Annotated in this window: 21 protein-coding genes and 1 pseudogene; 4 read left to right on the forward strand and 18 right to left on the reverse strand. The window is 51.7% G+C overall.

What is annotated here, in order from left to right; translation table 11 throughout:
- Positions 1–12: 12 nt before the first annotated feature.
- Entirely contained in the window at positions 13–1,488 is a 1,476-nt protein-coding gene (locus tag A7E48_RS03405) for a sugar transferase (RefSeq protein ID WP_186303180.1), read from the forward strand.
- Between the two features lie 73 nt (positions 1,489–1,561).
- Here A7E48_RS03405 and A7E48_RS03410 read toward each other — a convergent pair whose 3' ends face one another.
- The 3 genes from A7E48_RS03410 to glmS form a co-directional block, all read right to left on the reverse strand.
- The gene (locus A7E48_RS03410; RefSeq protein WP_068169480.1) at positions 1,562–3,145 is read right to left on the reverse strand and encodes an NAD(P)H-hydrate epimerase; all 1,584 of its coding nucleotides are present in this window, start codon (positions 3,143–3,145) and stop codon (positions 1,562–1,564) included.
- Positions 3,142–3,588: a holo-ACP synthase gene (locus tag A7E48_RS03415; protein ID WP_068169483.1), complete on the reverse strand. Its 447-nt coding sequence runs from the start codon at positions 3,586–3,588 to the stop codon at positions 3,142–3,144. Before A7E48_RS03415 ends, A7E48_RS03410 begins: the two co-directional genes overlap by 4 nt.
- A gap of 127 nt (positions 3,589–3,715) precedes the next feature.
- Complete coding sequence (gene glmS, locus A7E48_RS03420) at positions 3,716–5,599, reverse strand: glutamine--fructose-6-phosphate transaminase (isomerizing) (RefSeq protein ID WP_068169486.1); 1,884 nt, start codon at positions 5,597–5,599, stop codon at positions 3,716–3,718.
- A 149-nt stretch (positions 5,600–5,748) separates the two neighbouring features.
- On the opposite strand from glmS, the gene coaA reads away from it, so the two are divergent.
- The 3 genes from coaA (at position 5,749) to mscL (ending at position 7,618) form a co-directional block, all read left to right on the forward strand.
- Positions 5,749–6,705 carry a type I pantothenate kinase gene (coaA, locus tag A7E48_RS03425; protein WP_068169491.1) on the forward strand — a complete coding sequence of 319 codons (957 nt, stop codon included), beginning with the start codon at positions 5,749–5,751 and terminating at the stop codon, positions 6,703–6,705.
- A 122-nt stretch (positions 6,706–6,827) separates the two neighbouring features.
- A complete protein-coding gene (locus A7E48_RS11560; RefSeq protein WP_083147170.1) occupies positions 6,828–7,073 on the forward strand; it encodes a D-alanyl-D-alanine carboxypeptidase family protein in 246 nt (81 codons plus the stop codon).
- 146 nt (positions 7,074–7,219) lie between these two features.
- Positions 7,220–7,618, forward strand: coding sequence for a large conductance mechanosensitive channel protein MscL (gene mscL, locus A7E48_RS03430; RefSeq protein WP_068169493.1), 399 nt, complete (start codon positions 7,220–7,222; stop codon positions 7,616–7,618).
- 154 nt (positions 7,619–7,772) lie between these two features.
- Here the strand turns inward: mscL and A7E48_RS03435 are convergent, their stop codons facing one another.
- From A7E48_RS03435 to map, 15 genes and pseudogenes are all read right to left on the reverse strand, one after another.
- Positions 7,773–8,057, reverse strand: coding sequence for a hypothetical protein (locus tag A7E48_RS03435; protein WP_068169496.1), 285 nt, complete (start codon positions 8,055–8,057; stop codon positions 7,773–7,775).
- Positions 8,047–8,520: pseudogene (locus tag A7E48_RS03440) on the reverse strand (PTS transporter subunit EIIC); the annotation flags it as partial. The pseudogene A7E48_RS03440 and the gene A7E48_RS03435, both read right to left, overlap by 11 nt.
- Positions 8,521–8,725: 205 nt before the next feature.
- Positions 8,726–10,084, reverse strand: coding sequence for a phosphoglucosamine mutase (glmM, locus tag A7E48_RS03445; protein WP_068169707.1), 1,359 nt, complete (start codon positions 10,082–10,084; stop codon positions 8,726–8,728).
- A 25-nt stretch (positions 10,085–10,109) separates the two neighbouring features.
- Positions 10,110–11,156, reverse strand: coding sequence for a polyphosphate kinase 2 (ppk2, locus tag A7E48_RS03450; protein ID WP_083147165.1), 1,047 nt, complete (start codon positions 11,154–11,156; stop codon positions 10,110–10,112).
- A gap of 198 nt (positions 11,157–11,354) precedes the next feature.
- Positions 11,355–11,852: a 30S ribosomal protein S9 gene (rpsI, locus tag A7E48_RS03455; RefSeq protein ID WP_068169503.1), complete on the reverse strand. Its 498-nt coding sequence runs from the start codon at positions 11,850–11,852 to the stop codon at positions 11,355–11,357.
- Positions 11,853–11,884: 32 nt separating this feature from the next.
- Complete coding sequence (gene rplM / locus A7E48_RS03460; protein ID WP_068169713.1) at positions 11,885–12,328, reverse strand: 50S ribosomal protein L13; 444 nt, start codon at positions 12,326–12,328, stop codon at positions 11,885–11,887.
- Positions 12,329–12,651: 323 nt separating this feature from the next.
- Positions 12,652–13,593, reverse strand: a complete 942-nt coding sequence (gene truA, locus A7E48_RS03465) for a tRNA pseudouridine(38-40) synthase TruA (protein ID WP_198924119.1) — start codon at positions 13,591–13,593, stop codon at positions 12,652–12,654.
- Positions 13,594–13,699: 106 nt separating this feature from the next.
- The gene (rplQ, locus tag A7E48_RS03470; RefSeq protein ID WP_068169506.1) at positions 13,700–14,383 is read right to left on the reverse strand and encodes a 50S ribosomal protein L17; all 684 of its coding nucleotides are present in this window, start codon (positions 14,381–14,383) and stop codon (positions 13,700–13,702) included.
- 107 nt (positions 14,384–14,490) lie between these two features.
- A complete protein-coding gene (locus A7E48_RS03475; RefSeq protein WP_068169508.1) occupies positions 14,491–15,483 on the reverse strand; it encodes a DNA-directed RNA polymerase subunit alpha in 993 nt (330 codons plus the stop codon).
- A 145-nt stretch (positions 15,484–15,628) separates the two neighbouring features.
- Positions 15,629–16,036, reverse strand: a complete 408-nt coding sequence (gene rpsK / locus A7E48_RS03480) for a 30S ribosomal protein S11 (RefSeq protein ID WP_068169512.1) — start codon at positions 16,034–16,036, stop codon at positions 15,629–15,631.
- 73 nt (positions 16,037–16,109) lie between these two features.
- Positions 16,110–16,478, reverse strand: coding sequence for a 30S ribosomal protein S13 (rpsM, locus tag A7E48_RS03485; protein WP_068169514.1), 369 nt, complete (start codon positions 16,476–16,478; stop codon positions 16,110–16,112).
- Between the two features lie 158 nt (positions 16,479–16,636).
- Complete coding sequence (gene rpmJ, locus A7E48_RS03490; RefSeq protein ID WP_068169517.1) at positions 16,637–16,750, reverse strand: 50S ribosomal protein L36; 114 nt, start codon at positions 16,748–16,750, stop codon at positions 16,637–16,639.
- 125 nt (positions 16,751–16,875) lie between these two features.
- Complete coding sequence (gene infA, locus A7E48_RS03495; protein ID WP_005505018.1) at positions 16,876–17,097, reverse strand: translation initiation factor IF-1; 222 nt, start codon at positions 17,095–17,097, stop codon at positions 16,876–16,878.
- Positions 17,098–17,274: 177 nt separating this feature from the next.
- Positions 17,275–18,459 (reverse strand): 23S rRNA (adenine(2503)-C(2))-methyltransferase RlmN, encoded by a 1,185-nt coding sequence (gene rlmN, locus A7E48_RS03500; protein ID WP_068169520.1) that lies wholly within the window; start codon positions 18,457–18,459, stop codon positions 17,275–17,277.
- Between the two features lie 65 nt (positions 18,460–18,524).
- Positions 18,525–19,361 (reverse strand): type I methionyl aminopeptidase, encoded by an 837-nt coding sequence (map, locus tag A7E48_RS03505; protein WP_068169523.1) that lies wholly within the window; start codon positions 19,359–19,361, stop codon positions 18,525–18,527.
- Positions 19,362–19,414: the final 53 nt, after the last annotated feature.

A 19,414-nucleotide genomic window follows, 5' to 3' on the forward strand; every position in this document is an offset into this window, starting at 1 on the left:
GGGATTAACTAGGTGGAGAACGAATCCATCATCGAAGAGCGCTGGGCAGAAACTCGCGACACGCGCACGTGGCAACCTAAAATCGTTGCCGCTCTTAATATCGGTGATTTTCTCGCAATAGCAATTACTATCATCGTCGCACACGTGGTGAGTTTTGGTTGGCGTGATGCCAACGTACTCGGTCGTGCCGAAGCAACTTTGGATTACAGCGCAACCGGAATCATCATTGGCATTTTGTGGTTCATTTCCTTGGAGATTGCTAACTCACGAAATATTCGCTATCTAGGTCAAGGCAACGACGAATACCGCCTAGTTATCAAAGCAACCACGTATTTCTTCTGTGCGGTAGCAATTTTCTCGTACGTCACGACTATTGACTTTGCCCGTGCCTACATTCTGATTGCCTACCCTTTGGGTCTTGCACTTTTGCTCATTACGCGGTGGTGCCTACGCCGCTATCTAGTGCACTGGCGTAACAAGGGACGTGCGCTTACTCGCGTTATGGTGGTTTCCGACGAAATTTCCGGCGCTCACCTCTATGACACTTTGCATGGTGCTAAGCAGTCCGGTCTTAACCCGGTCGCTTTCTATCTTCCCGGTTTTGAAGCCGGCACTACCGTTGCTGGGTACGACGTACCTGTGTTGGGGTACAGCACCAATTCCCAGGAGATTCTCGAAGCCTGCCGCGCTCACAATATTCATGCGGTTGCTGTTTCTTCGGGCCACCGTCTTACCCCTAAAGAGCTTCGGTCTTTGGGCTGGGACCTGGCAGCTGGCCACGTCAAACTGATCGTTGCCCCCGCAATGACTGACATCGCCGGTCCGCGTATTCGCACTCAGCCGCTCAACGGTGTTCCACTCATTCACGTTTCGACCCCGCGCATGGAGGGTTTCTCTGCTCTGGTCAAGCGCACAATTGACATCGTCGCGGCATCTTTCGGTCTTATTCTTCTTTCCCCGCTTTTGCTGGTTGTAGCTTTGATTGTGAAGTCTGACGGAGGACCGATCTTCTTCCTGCAGCAACGTGTAGGTTACCGCGGTCGTCCTTTCCACATGGTGAAGTTCCGTTCGATGGTAACTAACGCTGAAGAGCTGAAAAAAGAGCTGATGTCGCAGAACGAGGGTAACGGCATTCTCTTCAAGATGGCTGACGATCCTCGCATTACCAAAATTGGTAAGTTCATTCGTAAGTATTCAATCGATGAACTCCCCCAGCTATGGAACGTACTCATTGGCGATATGTCGTTGGTAGGTCCTCGCCCACCTCTGGAATCTGAAGTAGAGCAGTATGAGGAAGATGCTTATCGCCGTCTGTTGGTAAAGCCCGGTATTACCGGTTTGTGGCAGGTTTCTGGCCGTTCTGATCTTTCGTGGGAAGAGTCCATTCGCTTGGATCTCTACTATGTGGAGAACTGGTCCGTTATTGGCGATATGGTCATTCTCTTCCGCACAGTTCGCGCTGTATTCGCCCAGGAAGGCGCTTACTAAACATGTAGGGATGAGAAGAAAATGCCGGTTACTTCTGTGAAGAAGCAACCGGCATTTTTGCGCTTGAAAGCACCTAGGAAGCTAAGAAAGTAGCCACGGCCTGCGGAATATGTCGGACAACCTGAGACGGCGGCACAGGTCCCTGCAGACCGCCCTGGTGGACGACGTCCGCTGCTAGATGATGGATGCGAACGGCACAGGCTGCAATCCGTGCATAATTTTCAGGTTCAGGCTTCTCTTCTCCCGATGCTGGCATGGTTGAATTTTCTTGTTCAAGAGACGCTTCATATTGAGCCAGCAGGGCACCGAGAATCCCGCATAGCGTATCTCCGCTGCCTGCAGTGGCTAGCCAGGGAGTTCCTGGAGCAACACTGATAACTTTTCCGCTGGGGGACGCAATCAGAGTAGTTGCCCCTTTCAACAGCACTGTTGCTCCGCTCAGCACAGCTGCTCGTCGCGCCCAGAAAACTGGATGCGCTTCTATGTCTGCGCGGGAGGGAGCTTTTTCTTCCCCCATCTTCTCTTCCCACCGCTGGGCATCGAGTACTTGTATCCACTGCAGAAAACCTTCCAATTCGCCGGCATGTGGAGTAAGAATTTTATGGCTACCCAGGATTGCTTCCATCGCCACCCAGCGGCCAGCTACTTCGACAGCGGCGGCGTCCAAAACTGCTGCCTCTTTCGCCTGGATAGCATGTAGGAGGTCCTGCTGTCGATATTCGGGATTAGCCCCTGATCCCGCCGCCCATGCTTGTACGTGAAGTTCCTCCGGCTTCTGCTGGCTACACACAGCTTCAGGTGTATTGAGCTGGATTTGATAGTTGAGGCGGTCTGTTCCTACGAAACGAACCATACCGGGTCCCGTATGGACGGCGGCTTGGGTGCTCATTAAAGCGGCTCCGGGATACTCTTCGCTTCCGCAAATCATCCCCAAAACTCCGCGCGTGTATTTATGGTCAAATGCTCCGGGTTGGGGCAAACAACCGACCAGTTCAGCATCGCTATAGCGAACCGCGTCAGCTGTTGTCTCCCTCAACAAATCAGAAATTCCTAAATCAGCAACCACCATTTCCCCGCAGAGAGTTTCGGCTGAAGTGAGGAAAGGGGTCTTAGCTGCAATGAAAGTCACGGTGCGTTGCGCCCACAGAACCGGTTCAAATACTTCCCCTGAATCGGCGTCTATACCGGAGGGAAGATCACAGGCAACGACCGCCGGTAGCTCCCCACGTAGCTGAATTTCCCTCAAACTCTGCACTACCTGCTGGGAAGTGTTCCGTAATCCCCCTCGGGACCCAGTTCCCAGAATTGCATCGACCACTACGGCGTAGTCGTCCAACGACTCGGGCAGCCCTGCCAGGACTTCTCCCCCGGCTTCGAGGAAAGCATCTAAGGCATGTTCGACGGCGGAACCCTCGGTAAGGAGAGCATCTACAGCGGTTCCTCCTTGAGCTAGAGATGCGCCGGCAAACAGAGCATCAGCACCGTTATTACCCTTCCCCGCCAGCAACAGCACTTTGTTCTTCGCGCTCAGATAGTTTTCAAGGGAGCTACTCAACGCCAGGGCTGCGCGTTGCATCAGATAACCGTCGTAGTCCGGTGCGCTGACCACCGGCTCTTCAATAGCACGAATAGTACTTCCTGAATAGGCAGAAATCATCGGCTTTCTCCTTCCACGGCAGGTTCCACTGATATGAGCTGGTGAGCCCCCTCAGCGTCAATCTGCAGTAAAATTTCCTGTTCTTCTAGCGTGAGGTGTTCGGCAACCACAGAGGCAATTGCAACAGGGTCATCGTGGGTAATAGTCAGATGCCAGCGATTAATACCTAAGGATGCTGCGCGATCCGCAACCGTGCCCGTAGTAACTACGAAGGGCGCGCCGTCGTCAGTATTTTCAATCCAGCAATGCTGCCATACCATGCCACTCGGTGCACGCAACGCCTTAGCGATTGCCTCCTTAGCCGCAAAACGAGCCGCCAATGATCGGAGCGTTTTTCCCCTTTCTGCCGGCACAAATACGCGCTCTATCAGCGCAGGATTTCTCTCAATAATGAAGGCAAACCGGTCAAGGTTTACCACGTCGATGCCCGTACCTATAATCACTGCGGCGGTCCTTTCCTCTGTATCCAGTTTAGACACCCGCGCCATCAGGGCACGAAAAAGGGACGCCCCCCCTGGCAGGTAGCGTCCCTTTTTACTTCACCTTAGCTCAAGCTAGTGAGTAGTCTGTTTACTCAACAGTCACTGACTTTGCAAGGTTACGAGGCTGATCAACATCCAGACCCTTAGCACCGGAGAGTGCGCAAGCGAAAATCTGCAAAGGCACGGTAGCCAGCAGAGGCTGCAGCAAAGTGGGGCACTGGGGGTAACGGATAATGTGGTTGGAGTAAGGCTCCACTGCGGAGTCGCCTTCTTCTGCAATCACAATGGTTACTGCACCACGGGCGCGGACTTCCTGAATGTTCGATACGACCTTGGAGTGCAAGGAATCGCGACCGCGAGGTGAAGGAACAACCACGAAGATGGGCTGACCCTCTTCGACCAGAGCGATCGGACCGTGTTTGAGCTCGCCAGCGGCGAATCCTTCAGCATGAATGTAAGCGATTTCCTTGAGCTTCAAAGCGCCTTCTAGCGCTACGGGGAAGCCAACGTGGCGGCCGAGGAAGAGCACCGAATCGGAGTCCTTCATCTCAATGCCCAGATCCTTGATCTGCTGTTCGTTGTCCAGGATTGCCTGAATTTTCTCAGGCATAGCCTGCAGTTCTTTCAGAACGCTCTGGATTTCGTCCTTGTACATGTTGCCGCGCAACTGTGCGAGGTATAGACCCAGCAAGTAAGCTGCGGCGATCTGGGACAGAAATGCCTTGGTGGAGGCAACAGCAATCTCAGGACCTGCGTGGGTGTACAGAGCAGCGTCTGATTCACGAGGCAGGGTGGAGCCGGTGGTGTTGCAGATGGAAACAACCTTGGCGCCCTGTTCCTGTGCATGGCGCACAGCCATCAGAGTGTCCATGGTCTCACCGGACTGAGAAAGGGAAACGACCAGGGTCTTCTCGTTCACAATGGGATCCCGGTAGCGGAACTCATGTGCGAGCTCAACTTCGGTGGGGATACGGCACCAGTGCTCGATAGCGTAGCGTGCAACCTGACCTGCATAGGCAGCGGTACCGCAAGCTACCACGATGATCTTATCGATGGAGCGCAGAATCGAGTCATCGATCTTGAGCTCGTCAAGAGTCAGGTTACCCTTTTCATCGAAACGCCCCATCAGGGTATCGCGCACAGCCGCGGGCTGTTCGTGAATTTCTTTCTCCATGAAGGAGTCAAAGCCGCCCTTTTCAGCAGCTGCTGCGTCCCACTCGATAGCGTAGGGCTTGCCTTCTGCAGCGTTACCTTCGAAGTCGATAATGCTGTAGGAGGTAGCGGTAATGGTAACGATCTGATCCTGGCCCATTTCAACTGCGCTCTTGGTGTAGTCGATGAAACCGGAAACATCAGAACCAAGGAAGTTTTCGTTTTCGCCCAGACCGATAACCAAAGGTGAGTTGCGGCGGGTTGCCACTACTTCATCTTTGTGATCTGCGTGAATAGCCAAGATGGTGAAGGCACCTTCAAGACGATTCGAAGCGAGGCGAAGAGCCTCGGTCAGGTTTTTGTCCTCAAGCTTGTTGTAAATGCTTGCAATGAGGTTTGCTGCGATTTCAGTGTCAGTTTCTGACTTGAATTCCACACCTTCAGCGAGAAGTTCGGTGCGAAGCTCTGCGAAGTTTTCGATAATGCCGTTGTGCACAACAGCCATTTTGCCGCCGTCGACCACATGGGGGTGAGCGTTTGCATCGGTAGGTCCGCCGTGGGTTGCCCAGCGGGTGTGTCCAATTCCGATGTTTGATTCTGAGAGAGGGTGAGCTTCTACTTCTTTGGCAAGGTTGACGAGCTTGCCCGCTTTTTTGCGGTACTCAATACCTTCGTCACCAATGACTGCTACACCAGCGGAGTCATAACCACGGTATTCCTGGCGGCGGAGACCTTCCAGGAGCACATCGTATGCACCATGACCGAATTCTTTACCGTCTAGGGTATGACCCAGACCTACATATCCAACAATTCCACACATGTGGGTAATAATACCTGAGAGCAGGTGTATGTACTGGTAAACACTCGTGTTGTCCACTCTTCGGTTATCTATTGCGTTTATCTCATCCTTCAAGTCTTTTAAGCTCTAAAGATTAGGTTGCGGGCATTCGTATAACTAAGATATTGACAATGAGCGCCGCTTCATTATTGCCAAAGTTCTCCCCGTACACCGAGCTTGATCGAACTACATGGGCTCGACTCGCTTCAGAAATTCAGGTTCCTCTCACCCAAGAGGAGATTGAAGACCTTCGTGGTTTAGGGGAAACAATGAATGTTGAGGAAGTTCGGCAAGTTTATTTGCCCCTTTCTCGGCTGCTGAATCTCTATGTGAATGCCACCAGCTCTCTCAACCATATGACTAATGATTTCCTTGGGGTCTCCCAGCGCCGTGTTCCATTTATTATTGGAGTCGCTGGTTCGGTGGCTGCCGGGAAGTCAACTACCGCTCGTATTCTGCAAGCACTTTTGCGCCGCTGGCCATCTACCCCTCGTGTACAACTCGTCACTACCGACGGTTTTCTTTATCCCAATGCTGAGCTAGAGCGACGGGGAATCATGGATCGTAAGGGGTTTCCTGAGTCATATAATCGACGCGCGCTCTTACGGTTTGTTTCGGAGATCAAATCTGGAGCACCTGTGGTTACTGCACCGAAGTATTCGCATCTCTACTACGATATTTTGCCCGATGAGTGTATCGAGGTTACTGCCCCGGACGTCCTGATTGTTGAAGGGCTAAATGTTTTAGCACCGGCGAAGACGGGTGCAAACGATAAGGCGGCGCTTTCCCTCAGCGATTTTTTTGATTTCTCTATCTATGTGGACGCGCGGACTTCCGACATCGAACGCTGGTACATCGAACGTTTTCTTTCATTGCGGGACTCGGCATTCCAAAATCCCCACTCACACTTCAATAAGTATGCGGATTTGGACGACGACGCTGCGAAAGATTTGGCTCATTCCATTTGGAAATCGATTAATGAACCAAATCTGATTGAAAATGTGCGCCCCACTCGCGGTCGAGCTACCCTTATTCTCTCCAAAAGCGCAGATCATACTATTTCGCGCGTCCTGCTCCGTAAGAACTAAGAGGTTAGCGATGGATCTTCCCCGTCGTCATGTGCTGTGGCTGGGCCCCCCGCGTCAATCTCTGTGTTGGTCAATAAAGCCCTCCCTCTAAAGCCTCAAAATTGGGCGCCTGAGGACTTAACATCTGTAGGCACAGTACGGTATGTTTTGCCGATTCCCCGGAAGCGCAGTGGTTAGCGAAGAACGCACATCGCTTTGGTTTCATCCTCCGCTTCCCCTATGGGAAACATGAGATAACGGGGTATTGGTTTGAGTCCTGGCATTACCGTCATATCGGGGAAAGTGAAGCACAGCGTTATCAGAACGCCGACGCCGCAAGCTTGGAAGAATGGTGGGGATTCGAACCTGCACCACAGTATCTCAGTTAGATGTACGAACAATTAATTCCCATCACCTCTAATTTTGGGTGAAGAACTCCCCCTTATGTTCGCCGTGAGAAGTCACACTTGCTTTCCTGGTAAATATTTTCGATAAATTATTCCCAATCTGTCTAGGCAAGATTATTCTTGAACTCATGCTTAGTGGATATAAAGATTTTATTACCCGTGGAAACGTCATTGACCTTGCAGTAGGTCTTATCATTGGCGGCGCTTTCACTACCGTTGTTAACGCACTTGTTGAGAGTGTACTTATGCCTGCAATTGCAATGATTTTCCAGGCTCCCAACTTCGATAGCTGGTTGGCTTTTGGCGACGTCAAGGTCGGCGTCTTCTTGACCGCAGTCGTCAACTTCCTTATCGTTGCAGCAGCTCTGTATTTCTGCATCGTCATGCCCATCAACAAGATGAACGAACACCGCGCTGCAAAGCTTGGCACTGAGGATCTTGCTGACGAAGCTGAAGATCCCCAGTTGGTTCTCCTCAAAGAAATTCGCGACGCTATCTCAGCGCCTAAGGGTGACCCCCGCGTCTAATTTCTTTTGAGTCAAAATAAAAATGCCCCGCATCGTATGATGCGGGGCATTTTTGTTTCTCTATCAGCCCGAGATACAAGAAAGCGCCCGCCTCCGGTCAGTGTTTCTCCTGACAGAAAGCGAGCGCCTTATTACTCTGCAAAGATGAAGGTACTTAGGCGAGTGCTCGCTTGAAAGTAGCCTGCAAATCTTCAAAGAGGGGGTGGGAACTCTCGATGCCGGTTAGTTCAGTAACCACTGCTGGCAGTTCCACTGAACCATCCTTGACAGCAGCGAGCTTACTCTGGAGTTCCACAGCTTCAGGATCTTCCTGAACATCGAACTTCAGCAAAGCCTCAACAGCGGCCAGGAGTCCGCTTACCGGGCGCCCCATCTCGGCAAGTTCTGCTGCAGGACCGATGAATCGTTCGTTGCGGCTAGCCTTGCGCAACGGCGGCAAAGATACCGGCTGAGAAGTTATTAACGAGCATCTCGAAACCGGAGCGGATTTTGCCGTCCCACAGACCGTCAAGCTTCTTCATGCACCATGCAGCCAGAGGGCCCATAATCATAGCGCCGAGGAACATGGGCGACTTTGCACCATCTTCGCCGACAAATACCTCTGCAGAGGCACCCATGATGACGCCCATAGTTGCAGCAGCACCAACCACACCGCCGCGGTGTTCGTAAATGAGCTTGCCGCCGGTGTATGCAATCAGAATGGGGAGCAAGAAGAAGACCATGGGGTCGACCATGGACGAAATTTTCTCGTTGGGGAAAAAGCCCTTAGGAATAAAGAGTGCGGTAATGAGTCCCCAGGCAATAAATGCACCGATGTTGGGCATAATCATGCTGGAGAGGAATGTACCCAGCTTTTGTACGCGAACGCGAATAGAGGTGCGCTCCACGTTGGTTTCAGTCATTGAAACCCCTAACTTACTTTATGTGTGAACCTTTCTGCTAACAGATATCTCTGAAAACACTAAGCTCACATATCATTTCTAGGCTGAAAAGACAATTCAGATGTCTAGATTCTACACTTTTAAGTCACATATCTGTACAGATTTATCCCAGATATGAGAAGAGGGAAGACGCCGTTCGGCGTCTTCCCTCTATTGATGGAAATTCTTACAGTGAAAGCTCTGCAGTCACTACATCAGCTAGACGTTGAGCCACGCTATCCGCTGTTTCCTGGTCAGCAGCTTCAACCATGACGCGCACCAAAGGTTCGGTGCCTGAGGGACGCAGCAAAACTCTACCGCTCTCCCCCAGCTCCTTCTCTGCTTCAGCTACAGCATCTTGCAGAGCAACCGAATCTTTCACGCCGTCGCGGTCAACGCCCTTGACGTTGATGAGCTTCTGCGGCGTAGGTTGCATCCGTGCTGCCAACTCACTCAAAGGAAGTCCCGTATGAGCGACCTCAGCGGCAAGATGAAGACCGGTCAAAACGCCGTCGCCAGTTGTTGCATAATCACTCATAATCACGTGACCAGACTGCTCGCCACCGAGGTTAAACCCGTTAGCGTTCATCGATTCAAGAACGTAGCGGTCCCCGACAGAAGTGCGTTCCAGCTTAATGCCTTGCTCTTTCAGGTACAGCTCGAGACCCAAAGAGCTCATCACTGTAGCAACCAAGGTATTGTCTTTGAGGCGACCTGCATCCTTCATCGCAACAGCGATAATGGACATAATTTTGTCGCCGTCCACCATGTTGCCCTGCTCATCCACTGCCAAGCAGCGATCGGCATCGCCGTCATGGGCAATACCCATATCAGCACCGTGTTTTACCACGGCAGCCTGGAGCTTTTCGGGGTGCGTAGAGCCCACGCCGTCGTTGATATTCGTGCCATCTGGCTCGGCCGCCAAAACAATAACCTTCGCCCCCAGCGTGCGAAACGCGTCGGGAGAAACACCGGATGCTGCACCGTTAGCACAGTCAAGAACAACAGTCAGACCATTAAGACGACGATGCTCTGGCATGGTGGAAAGCAAGTGAGTGATGTAACGATCCTCGCCGTCAGCAAGCGGGCGAATTCGCCCTACTTCGCCGCCGATTGGAGCACGAAAATCTTTCTCCTTGAATAACTTTTCAATAGAATCTTCAAGCGAATCATCCAGCTTCTTACCCCCGCGAGCAAGGAATTTAATTCCGTTGTCTTCTGCAGGATTGTGTGAAGCCGAGATCATGACACCGAAGTCCGCATCGGTTGCGCTGACCAAATATGCTGCTGCCGGTGTGGGGACCATGCCAGCGTCCCACACGTCTACACCGGAAGCGGCAAAGCCCGCCATCATTGCTGACCCAATGAACTCACCGCTAATGCGAGAGTCATGGGCAATAACAGCTTTGGGTCGCGCACCCTTTTTTACCGTATTGAACCCCAAAACGATGGAGGCGGCTTGAGCAAGCTCGAGTGCCATACTCGGAGTGATTAGCTCGTTTGCAAGTCCGCGTACACCGTCAGTTCCAAATAATCTCTTAGACATCACTGGTTATTCTACGCCCTGAAGGCTACTTTGTATCTTCTTTCAGTACTGGGAAGCCCTCAGGATTTTCAGGTTCGTCGTCTTCGAACACATCAGAACCAGAACCAACAATGAGCGGGTCCACCGTTCCTACTACTTTGTGATCTTTGTTGGGGTAGTCAAACTGCGTCAAAACGTAACGCATAGCTTCCAAACGTGCGCGCTTCTTATCGTTAGATTTGACTACCGTCCAAGGAGCATCACCGGTATCAGTGTAGAAGAACATAGCTTCTTTAGCTTCGGTGTAGTCATCCCACTTATCTAAGGATGCAAGGTCTGTGGGGGACAGCTTCCACTGGCGCACGGGATCGGTCCGGCGGGAGTCAAAGCGAGCCAGTTGCTCTGCGCGGGTTACAGAGAACCAGAACTTAATGAGCTTAATGCCCGAGTTTACTAGCATGCGTTCCAACTCGGGAGCTTCGCGCATAAATTCGTAGTATTCCTGCGAGTTGCAATAACCCATGACGCGCTCGACGCCGGCGCGATTGTACCAGGAGCGGTCCATCAGCACGATTTCGCCGCCAGCAGGCAGATGCTTAATGTAGCGTTGGAAGTACCACTGGGTCTGTTCAATTTCGGTCGGTTTTTCCAGCGCAACCACGCGTGACCCGCGGGGGTTCAGATGCTCAGTGAAGCGCTTAATAGCTCCACCCTTACCAGCTGCATCGCGACCTTCAAAAATAATAAGTAGCTTCTGCCCGGTATCTTTGAACCAGAGCTGAAGCTTCAGCAGTTCAATCTGGAGGGCGCGCTTCTCCCGCTCGTATTCTTTTCGGCCTAGCTTCTCGTCGTAGGGGTACCCCTTTTTCCAAGCATCCGATTTTTTGCTATCGCCTTTTAGTTTCTTCTGTAGCGACGAAATTTCGTCCAGTTCAGCAGAGTAGTCCTCCACGACAGATACGCGTCGAGTCTCTTTCTTCAATGCCGATTTAATAGCATTGTTGTGCTCGCCACCGGGAGTAGTCTCACCGGTTTTTGCCTGATCCTGGGTCGAAACTTCTTTGTCCGCCGAGGTTTTACGAGGGGCTACCATAGCTTACCTTTCATAGAGTGACATGTGGTTCCAGTCATATTCTATGTGAGAGAGCTCCTACAAGTATTTGTTACATCTATTTAGACTTTATGAAAATCTCATTCAGCCTGTATCTTGGGTATATCTGAACATAAAGCAAAAGGCAGAGCCGAAATCGGCTCTGCCTTTTGAGTAAGAACTTGACGTTCGAAGCGTTGATTAACGCTTGGAGAACTGTGAAGCCTTACGTGCCTTCTTGAGGCCTGCCTTCTTACGTTCGATAACGCGTGCGTCACGAGTCAAGAAACCAGCCTTCTTCAGGGCAGGACGGTTGTTCTCTACGTCAATCTCATTGAGTGCGCGTGAGATACCCAGGCGCAGAGCGCCTGCCTGACCTGATACGCCGCCGCCATTGATACGTGCGATGACATCGTAAGCGCCTTCAAGCTCAAGAAGCTTGAAAGGATCGTTTACTTCCTGCTGGTGAAGCTTATTGGGGAAGTAGGTAGCAAGTTCCTGACCGTTAATAATCCACTTTCCGGTGCCGGGCACAACGCGAACGCGTGCAACAGCTTCCTTGCGACGTCCCACTGCTGAACCGGAAACGGTAAGCGCGGGGCGAGCTGCCTTTGCTTCTTCTGCTACGGGAGCGGAAGATTCAGAGGTGTAGCTAGTGACCTCTTCTTCGTTTACAATCTGCTCTTCGTTCTGAGCCACGATTTCTCCTAATGTTCTTTCGTTGGCCCGAATTACTGGGCGACCTGGGTGATTTCGAAGGTCTTGGGCTGCTGAGCAGCGTGCGGGTGCTCTGCACCTGCGTAAACCTTGAGGTTCTTCAGCTGCTGAGCCGCAAGCTTGTTCTTAGGAAGCATACCCTTAACAGCCTTTTCTACGGCGCGAACGGGGTTGGTTTCCAAGAGTTCAGCATAAGATACCGACTTCAGACCACCTGGGTAGCCTGAGTGACGGTATGCACGCTTCTGTTCAAGCTTTGCACCGGTTAGTGCAACCTTTTCAGCGTTGATGATGATGACAGAATCGCCGGTATCAACATGAGCAGCAAAGGTCGGCTTGTGCTTTCCGCGCAGCAGTGTTGCGGTCTGGCTGGCAAGACGACCCAGGACAACGTCAGTAGCGTCAATGACGTGCCACTGGCGCTCTACTTCACCGGGCTTGGGAGTGTAAGTGCGCAAAATTTCGCCTTTGTCTCGTATGTACATATGGCGCTTAGTTGGGTATCGCGCCTCTTTCAACGTGCGATTAGCAGGGTTTGGGTGAGGACCAAACGCATCTACTCGTTCACAAACTCCCTGGGCGCATCTTTCTTTTCTGCTCTGCAACCAAGCTGTAGAAAGGCGCACGTGAATCAGGGCGGAACACGCACAACGTATGAAACTATACATCAGGTATTTTGCTTAATCCACATGAACTAGCTGTAAATCACTGGTTTAATCTTTGAAATACCATGTTTGTAATTCAACTCTCTTAAGAGCCAGCCATTATGTTTTCCACAGTTCTAACGTGGATTTAAAGGGAGCTCTCTCATCGCCCGTGCCTGATCTGCTTGTACTCGATAGAGGTCCGCCGCCGGATACTCGATATGTGCTAAAGCAAGACCACGAGGGCTAGCAAGTCGCACATCAGAATCGCGCCGTGGATTTTCAATACGACTTCCCAACCACACGAGGTCTTTTTTGCCTTGCCCTACGAGCACCAGCGATGCAACCAAAGTCCGTACCATATTGTGGCAGAAAGCATCCGCACGGATAGATGCCTCCACTAGACCATCATCTCTACGAGTAAAAAAAATCTCTCGCAATTCGCGAATGGTAGTCGAGCCCTCTCTCGGCTTACAGAACGAAAGAAAATTATGTAACCCCAGTAAATTCTGAGCCGCTGAGTTCATTAAGTCCAGATTGAGCTCATCGTCAATCTGCCATGCCATATGCCGGACGAGCGGGTCAGATCCCTTGGACATGAAACCGTCTTCAATTAAGTAGCGATATTTTCTTTCTAATGCGGAAAACCTCGCATCAAAAGTATGAGGCACTTCCTGGGCAGAGAACACGGTAATAGCTTTTTGGAGAATACCGTGCAATCGAGTTGGTACTCCCAGCTCCTGTTCGGCGTCGTTGAGGCATTTACTCATTGCTCCCCGGAGTTTACGTGGCAGAGCTTGCGCTGGCGAGAGCCCGCTCCTTCCGGCAGCACTCTCCCACTTATCTTCGGGGATATCGCAATGTATGACTTGATGTAGAGCATGCACTCCCGCGTCAGTACGACCAGCTACAGTGACGTAGATGGGCTGGCGAAAAATCATGGCGAGGGCCTCTTCAACCACTCCTTGTACCGTCACCAGCTGAGGTTGCTTTGCCCACCCTGCAAAGGGGAAACCATCGTAAGCTAAGTCCACCCGAACGCGTTGGGTACTTACCTCACCAAGATCTTCGTCTGCCACGGTCTCTCCCCTTCGTATCACCCGATACCTCACATTCTTTAAAACAAAACTGCCGCCCACAGTTTACCTGTGAGCGGCAATTTAGAGCTAAAAGCTCAAAATCCGATTATTCGGAAATTTTCTGAGCAGCTTCGCCACCAGCAGGTGCGTAACCTGCAGCCTTAGCTGATTCAGCATTATCGAACCAGATTTCAGCCCTGGTGGATGAGTACCAGCGTGAACCAGGCACGTGGTACTTCATGGAGTCAGAATTACCCTTGACTTCAAAGCCCTCGGGAGCCTCGCCGGACTCAAGAGGTGCATGTGAGCCAGCAGGCAGGTCTGAAGAATCGGTTGCAGTAGCTGCTACAGGAGCTTCAGTCTTTGCTTCTTCAGCGGGAACTGACTTAGTAGCTACCTGAGTTGCTTCTTCAACAACTGCAGCAGATGCAACAGGCTCCATCACAAGTTCAATAACAGCCATGGGAGCGTTATCGCCCTTGCGGTTACCAATCTTGGTGATACGAGTGTAGCCACCGGGGCGTTCTGCCATTGCAGGCGCAATAACGGTGAAGAGCTCGTGAACTACAGATTTGTCGGTCAAGGAGCGCAGAACGCGACGGCGTGCAGCAAGATCGCCCTTCTTAGCGAAGGTAATCAAGCGTTCAGCCACAGGGCGCATCCGCTTAGCCTTGGTAACGGTAGTGGTGATGCGCTTGTGCTCAAACAACTGCTGGGACAGGTTGTTGAGCATCAGACGCTCGTGTGTTGGGCTACCGCCGAGGCGGGGACCCTTAGTGGGAGTAGGCATAATTATTTCTCCATGGAATTACAGTTCCGTGGTCTCCATCATGGAGTCTTTTGGAACCAAGCTTTTGACGTTTAGGTTCGCCTTTATAGGCTGGACCGAAGCAGGATTTAGATATCTCCGTAGCCGTCTTCGTCATCGTGCATACGAGCAAGTTCAAAACCGGGAGGTGAATCCTTGAGTGCTAGACCAAGCTCGGTAAGCTTCGCCTTGACCTCATCGATAGACTTTGCACCGAAGTTACGAATATCCATAAGATCCGCTTCACTGCGTGCAACGAGCTCACCCACGGTGTGGATGCCCTCACGCTTAAGGCAGTTGTAGGAACGTACTGACATTTCGAGATCTTCAATCGGAAGAGCAAGATCAGCAGCCATTGATTCGTCAGCAGGTGACGGACCAACCTCAATACCTTCAGCTGCGGTATTGAGTTCGCGTGCCAAGCCGAACAGCTCAACCAGGGTGCTACCTGCCGATGCGACTGCATCGCGAGGAGCAATAGCTTCCTTGGTTTCGACGTCCAAAGTAAGGGAGTCGAAGTCAGTGCGCTGCTCCACACGAGTTGCATTCACACGGAATGTAACCTTCAGAACGGGTGAGTAAATGGAGTCAACCGGGATACGGCCAACTTCGCTATCTCCGCTCTTGTTCTGAGCTGCTGAAACGTAGCCGCGACCACGCTCAATAGTCAGCTCAGCGTCGAAGTTTGCTCGTGAGTTCAGGTGCGCAATGTGCAAATCCTGGTTGTGGATCTCCACACCTGCGGGAACCTCGATGTCTGCTGCGGTGAGTTCACCTTCACCCTGCTTGCGCAGGTATGCAACAACAGGTTCATCGTTCTCAGATGAAATTGAAAGCTGCTTGAGATTCAAGATGATTTCAGTGACATCTTCGGTAACGCCCTCAACGGTGCTAAATTCATGCAGCACGCCATCGATGCGAATGCTGGTTACAGCGGCACCGGGGATTGATGAGAGCAGGGTTCGACGAAGCGAGTTACCCAGGGTGTAGCCGAAGCCCGGTTCGAGGGGCTCGATGGTGAAGCGAGAGCGGTTTTCCGCTACTACTTCTTCACTCAAAGTGGGGCGCTGTGCAATAAGCACGATGTTTCCTTTCGGTGAGCATCCGCTATATGAGCTCACAGGGTTGGGAAAACAAGGGATAAGGAAGCAGACGAAGCAGTCTGTCCAATGATCACCTAGCCTTGGGCTGGGTAACCGCCCGGACGGATCCGGGAGACGGCATCAATTAGACGCGGCGACGCTTCGGAGGACGGCAACCGTTGTGTGCAACGGGGGTAACGTCCTGAATCGAACCAACTTCCAGGCCGGTAGCCTGAAGTGAGCGGATTGCGGTTTCGCGACCTGAGCCCGGGCCCTTAACGAATACGTCTACCTTACGAACACCATGTTCCTGAGCGCGCTTTGCAGCGGTTTCAGCAGCCATCTGTGCAGCATAAGGAGTTGACTTGCGTGAGCCCTTGAAGCCCATTTCGCCAGCTGAGGACCATGAAATAACAGCACCGGTAGGATCGGTAATCGATACGATGGTGTTGTTAAAAGTTGACTTAATGTGTGCCTGACCGGCAACAATATTCTTGCTTACCTTGCGGCGGCCAGCAGTTTTACGTGCCGCTGCGCGAGTCTTGGGAGGCATGTATTGATTCTCCTACAAAGGTTGGTTATACGTTGGTTCAACGAAGAAATTGTTGAACTGAAACAACGCGTTATTACTTCTTCTTACCAGCGACAGTACGCTTGGGACCCTTACGGGTACGTGCGTTGGTCTTGGTACGCTGACCGTGAACCGGAAGACCGCGACGGTGACGCAGACCCTGGTAGCTACCAATTTCGACCTTACGACGAATGTCAGCAGCAACCTCACGGCGAAGGTCACCTTCAACCTTGTAGTTACCTTCGATGAAGTCACGAAGTGCAACGAGCTGCGAATCATCAAGATCCTTTACCCGTACATCGGGGCTAACGCCAGTTGCCTCGAGTGCTTCGTGAGCACGGGTCTTGCCCACGCCGTAAATGTAAGTAAGAGCTACTTCCACGCGCTTTTCGCGGGGAAGATCGACTCCAGCGAGACGTGCCATATTGGCTGTTCTCCTTATTTGTTTCAGAGGTCTATGGCATCACTGCCCGAGAGTATTCTCGGTCCCCGGCCTCTGGATCCGGAGGTATCCCATCAAAAGAGAGGAGCGGTGCCTATATCATTATTTGTCCCTAAGGACTCAAGCAGTCAACAGCTAAATTAGCCCTGGCGCTGCTTGTGACGCGGGTTTTCGCAGATCACCATGACATTGCCTTTACGGCGAATCACTTTGCACTTATCGCAGATCGGCTTAACGCTCGGCTTGACCTTCATCGCATTCCTTTGCGTTGATTGCAATTCTTTGCATTGATTGATTTACGGGATAAGAGGTTTCCGTTGGAACACGTTACCCCTTAACATGAAATGCACGCCGGCGAACCGACGCAAACTTCATGGGCTTATTTGTAGCGGTAGACGATACGACCACGTGAGAGGTCGTAAGGAGACAGTTCCACTACAACCCGATCCTCGGGGAGAATTCGAATGTAGTGCTGACGCATTTTTCCTGAGATGTGCGCAAGAACCTTGTGTCCGTTATCTAGCTCAACGCGGAACATTGCGTTGGGTAGAGCTTCTACTACAGAACCTTCAATCTCAATGACGCCGTCTTTTTTGGCCATATCCTCCGCTAACGTCGGTGTTCGTAACGTCCGCCACGAACAACAGTTTGATAGTTGAATTGTCTTTCAGCGCACACAAAGTACACGGTAGTGACAACCAACTATCAAGTGTACGGGAACTATTCTTAAAAGTTAACTGGTTTCTCGTCACATTCACGGCTGGTAGCAGTTTTCGTTTTATTCCTGAGCAGCCAACTGACCACAAGCGCCGTCGATATCGGAACCTCTCGTATCCCGGATGGTCGTCGGTATCCCGTGAGCACGCAGTCGTTCTACAAAGTTTTGTTCTACACCCTTACGGGATGCTGTCCATTTTGACCCTGGAGTGGGGTTGAGTGGGATGGGGTTAACATGAACCCAACCGCGCCCACGCGATGCAAGTTTTTTGCCGAGGAGGTCAGCACGCCATCCTTGATCGTTGATGTCTTTGATGAGGGCGTACTCGATAGAGATGCGGCGGCCCGTGGTGCGGTAGTAGCTGTAGGCGGCATCCAGCGCTTCATCTACTTTCCAGTGAGTGTTGATGGGGATAAGCTCGTCGCGTAGTTCATCATCAGGTGCATGAAGAGAGAGCGCCAGAGTGATGGGAAGCTTTTCCATTTCAAATTTACGCATACCGGGTACCAGTCCAACGGTGGACATTGTGAGTCCACGCGCAGAAATACCTAGTCCTTCAGGAGCAGGGTCAATCAGACGGTGGACTGCTCCCATGGTGCGTTTATAATTCGCTAGAGCTTCGCCCATGCCCATAAAGACGATGTTGGAGACTCGCAAAGGACGCGTATCCTCGTGCCCATCCTCAGCCTGTTCGATGCCCTTCATCTGCTGCAGATAGCGCGCACCTGCCACAACCTGTTCTACAATTTCTGCGGTAGAAAGGTTTCGGGTGAGGCCCTGCTGCCCAGTGGCGCAGAAAGGGCAGTTCATTCCACAACCTGCTTGCGAGGAGATACACATGGTCACGCGATTTTCGTAGCGCATAATCACGGACTCCACCAAGGCACCGTCGAACAGACGGTGAACAATCTTGAGGGTATCGCCGCCGTCTGCCTCTAACGTACGAACGTTGGTTAGCAGCTTGGGCATAGCTTTAGCTACCATCTCCTCGCGATCGGCGGCAGGAAGGTCAGTCATTTGAGCGGGATCATCAATGAGCCTTTCAAAATAATGCTTTGAAAGCTGAGACGCGCGGAATGGCTTATAGCCTAGCTCTTCCAGGAACTTCTTGCGTCCTGCCATATCGAAGTCCGCAATATGAGCCGGGGGTTGTTCTCGTCGAGGAGCTTTAAGGGCGATTTGACCTGGTTCAGGGCGTATGGTTGAAATTTCAACCGGTACTTTAGTGGTTTCAGTCATGTTCATGTTCCTTCCGCTGTCTATTCAGTTTCTTGAACTGAGCAATTAGACCGATAGCGAGGTAAAAAGTATTAGGCGGGAATGGGTTTGACGGTAACGCCAAGTTTAGACAATTCCGATGCTCCGCCATCTTCTGCTGTGAGAACCCAAATACCATCAGAGTGGATAGCAACGGAATGTTCCCACTGGCAGGCGTCGCCGCCGTCATTGGTTTTGATTGTCCAGTCGTCTGCTAGCACGTGTGTCTCAATCGAGCCGGTCACTAGCATGGGCTCTATAGCGAGGGCCATCCCCTTTTTCAAGCGGGGGCCAAGATCTCTAGCGGCATAGTTCAGGACGTCAGGAGCCATGTGCATGGAAGTACCGATGCCGTGCCCGACAAAGTCTTCAATAATTCCGTACTTATCGCCAGTTTCTTCACGGACGAACTGTTCGATAGCTACGCCGATTTCACCGACTTTTCGAGCACTGGCAACAGCAGCGATTCCATGCCACAGAGCCGCTCGGGTAATTTCAGAAAGCTCACGTCGCTCTGCAGATGCATTCCCTACCATTACGGTGCGGGCAGAATCGCCATTCCAAATTTTACCCGTTGCAGGGTCGGTGAGTACCGCTCCCCCATCGATGGAAACCATATCCCCCTCGAGCAGCTCTCGGGGTCCAGGAATCCCATGCACTACTTCGTCATTGACAGAAGCACAAATCATCGCCGGATAATCATAATATCCCAAGAAATTTGAAGTAGCGCCGTTGGCAGTGATTATCTCTCGGAAGGCAGAATCCAAATCTGCAGTGGTCTTCCCAGGAGCAACAGCTGCAACCGCCGCATCCAATGCACGAGAAGTGACGACTCCAGCCTTAGCCATCCAAGCTAGCTGAGCATCAGTTTTGTATTCAATACGGCGCACTCTTACTCCTTCTTATGCTAGATTTCCTGTCTAGCAAACCTGTCCATCTTCAT

It is taken from the genome of Rothia sp. ND6WE1A (assembly GCF_001683935.1).
Lineage (GTDB): Bacteria > Actinomycetota > Actinomycetes > Actinomycetales > Micrococcaceae > Rothia > Rothia amarae.